This window comes from Pseudoalteromonas sp. BSi20652, from assembly GCF_000239855.1.
GTDB lineage: Bacteria > Pseudomonadota > Gammaproteobacteria > Enterobacterales > Alteromonadaceae > Pseudoalteromonas.
On sequence record NZ_BADT01000158.1, the window covers coordinates 1 to 3,214 of the forward strand.

The 3,214-nt window shown below is 48.1% G+C and carries 1 rRNA gene; it reads left to right on the top strand.

The features are described 5' to 3' along the window. Window positions 1-215: 215 nt before the first annotated feature. A 23S ribosomal RNA gene (locus P20652_RS18595) occupies window positions 216-3,106 on the top strand. Window positions 3,107-3,214: the final 108 nt, after the last annotated feature.

The following is a 3,214-nucleotide window of genomic DNA, read 5'->3' on the forward strand; positions in this document are numbered from 1 at the left end:
TGCTCTTTAAAAATTTGGAAAAGCTGATAATAAAATTCTGATGAATACACTGTATTTATCAAGAGTTTTCAAAAGTAAAAAAAGAATGGTAGCAGTACCATTCAGTGCCATTTAGTTAACTCTTTGAGTTGATTGATTGGTATCTACTTTAGTATTCAATATTGACTTCTGGCGAAGTTAAACTGTCACAAAACAAAGACCCGTTTGGGTTGTATGGTTAAGTGACTAAGCGTACACGGTGGATGCCTTGGCAGTTGGAGGCGATGAAGGACGTATTAACTTGCGATAAGCCTAGTCAAGCTAGTAAAAAGCACTTGAGACTAGGATTTCCGAATGGGGAAACCCACCTGCTTGCAGGTATCGTTAACTGAATACATAGGTTAACGAGGCGAACGCGGAGAACTGAAACATCTAAGTACCCGTAGGAAAAGAAATCAACCGAGATTCCGAAAGTAGCGGCGAGCGAAATCGGAACAGCCCTTAAGCTTATTATGTGTTAATGGAAGGCTGCTGGAAAGCGCCACGATACAGGGTGATAGTCCCGTACATGAAAAGACATTTTAAGTGAAATCGAGTAGGTCGGAGCACGTGAAACTTTGACTGAATATAGGTGGACCATCATCTAAGGCTAAATACTCCCAACTGACCGATAGTGAACCAGTACCGTGAGGGAAAGGCGAAAAGAACCCCTGTGAGGGGAGTGAAATAGAACCTGAAACCGTGTACGTACAAGCAGTAGGAGCCCACTTGTTGGGTGACTGCGTACCTTTTGTATAATGGGTCAGCGACTTATATTTTGTAGCGAGGTTAACCGAATAGGGTAGCCGTAGGGAAACCGAGTCTTAACTGGGCGACTAGTTGCAAGGTATAGACCCGAAACCCGGTGATCTAGCCATGGGCAGGTTGAAGGTTGAGTAACATCAACTGGAGGACCGAACCCACTAACGTTGAAAAGTTAGGGGATGACCTGTGGCTAGGAGTGAAAGGCTAATCAAACCGGGAGATAGCTGGTTCTCCCCGAAATCTATTTAGGTAGAGCCTCGGACGAATACTTACGGGGGTAGAGCACTGTTAAGGCTAGGGGGTCATCCCGACTTACCAACCCTTTGCAAACTCCGAATACCGTAAAGTAATATCCGGGAGACACACGGCGGGTGCTAACGTCCGTCGTGAAGAGGGAAACAACCCAGACCGCCAGCTAAGGTCCCAAAGTCATAGTTAAGTGGGAAACGATGTGGAAAGGCCCAGACAGCCAGGAGGTTGGCTTAGAAGCAGCCATCCTTTAAAGAAAGCGTAATAGCTCACTGGTCGAGTCGGTCTGCGCGGAAGATGTAACGGGGCTAAACTATGCACCGAAGCTGCGGATTCAGAATTTATTCTGAGTGGTAGGGGAGCGTTCTGTAAGCCGTTGAAGGTGTACCGGGAGGTATGCTGGAGGTATCAGAAGTGCGAATGCTGACATGAGTAACGATAATGGGAGTGAAAAACTCCCACGCCGGAAGACCAAGGGTTCCTATCCCATGTTAATCAGGGTAGGGTAAGTCGACCCCTAAGGCGAGGCCGAAAGGCGTAGTCGATGGGAAACAGATTAATATTTCTGTACTCGATATAATTGCGATGGGGGGACGGAGCAGGCTAAGCAAGCATAGCGTTGGTAGTCTATGTGAAAGTGAGTAGGGCGTTTGTTTAGGTAAATCCGGACAGACATTAAACCTGAGACACGAGACGAGTCACTACGGTGATGAAGTTGCTGATGCCATACTTCCAGGAAAAGCCTCTAAGCTTCAGATTATATGGAATCGTACCCCAAACCGACACAGGTGGTCAGGTAGAGAATACTAAGGCGCTTGAGAGAACTCGGGTGAAGGAACTAGGCAAAATCGTACCGTAACTTCGGGAGAAGGTACGCTCCTATCTGTGATGAGACTTGCTCTCTAAGCGGACGGGAGCCGCAGTGACCAGGTGGCTGGGACTGTTTATTAAAAACACAGCACTGTGCAAAATCGCAAGATGACGTATACGGTGTGACACCTGCCCGGTGCCGGAAGGTTAATTGATGGGGTTATCCTTAGGGAGAAGCTCTTGATCGAAGCCCCGGTAAACGGCGGCCGTAACTATAACGGTCCTAAGGTAGCGAAATTCCTTGTCGGGTAAGTTCCGACCTGCACGAATGGTGTAACCATGGCCACGCTGTCTCCACCCGAGACTCAGTGAAATTGAAATCGCAGTGAAGATGCTGTGTACCCGCGGCTAGACGGAAAGACCCCGTGAACCTTTACTACAGCTTGGCACTGAACATTGAACCTACATGTGTAGGATAGGTGGGAGACTTTGAAGCAGCGACGCTAGTTGTTGTGGAGTCAACCTTGAAATACCACCCTTGTAGTTTTGATGTTCTAACGTTGGCCCCTGAATCGGGGTTACGGACAGTGCCTGGTGGGTAGTTTGACTGGGGCGGTCTCCTCCTAAAGAGTAACGGAGGAGCACGAAGGTTGGCTAAGTACGGTCGGACATCGTACGGTTAGTGTAATGGTAGAAGCCAGCTTAACTGCGAGACAGACACGTCGAGCAGGTACGAAAGTAGGTCATAGTGATCCGGTGGTTCTGAATGGAAGGGCCATCGCTCAACGGATAAAAGGTACTCCGGGGATAACAGGCTGATACCGCCCAAGAGTTCATATCGACGGCGGTGTTTGGCACCTCGATGTCGGCTCATCACATCCTGGGGCTGAAGTCGGTCCCAAGGGTATGGCTGTTCGCCATTTAAAGTGGTACGCGAGCTGGGTTTAGAACGTCGTGAGACAGTTCGGTCCCTATCTGCCGTGGGCGTTTGAGAATTGAGAGGGGTTGCTCCTAGTACGAGAGGACCGGAGTGAACGAACCGCTGGTGTTCGGGTTGTCATGCCAATGGCATTGCCCGGTAGCTACGTTCGGAACTGATAAGCGCTGAAAGCATCTAAGCGCGAAGCAGGCCTCGAGATGAGTTCTCACTAGACTTTTAAAGTCTCTGAAGGGCCGTTGAAGACTACAACGTTGATAGGCAAGATGTGGAAGTGGTGTGAGCCATTAAGCTAACTTGTACTAATTACCCGTGAGGCTTAACCATACAACGCCAAACGCGTTTTATGCGACAGTTTAGACAGAAGTTAATATGACTAAAGTAGATATTACTTAGAAAGACTTAAAAAATATTATCAGCTATTTTCCAAATTCA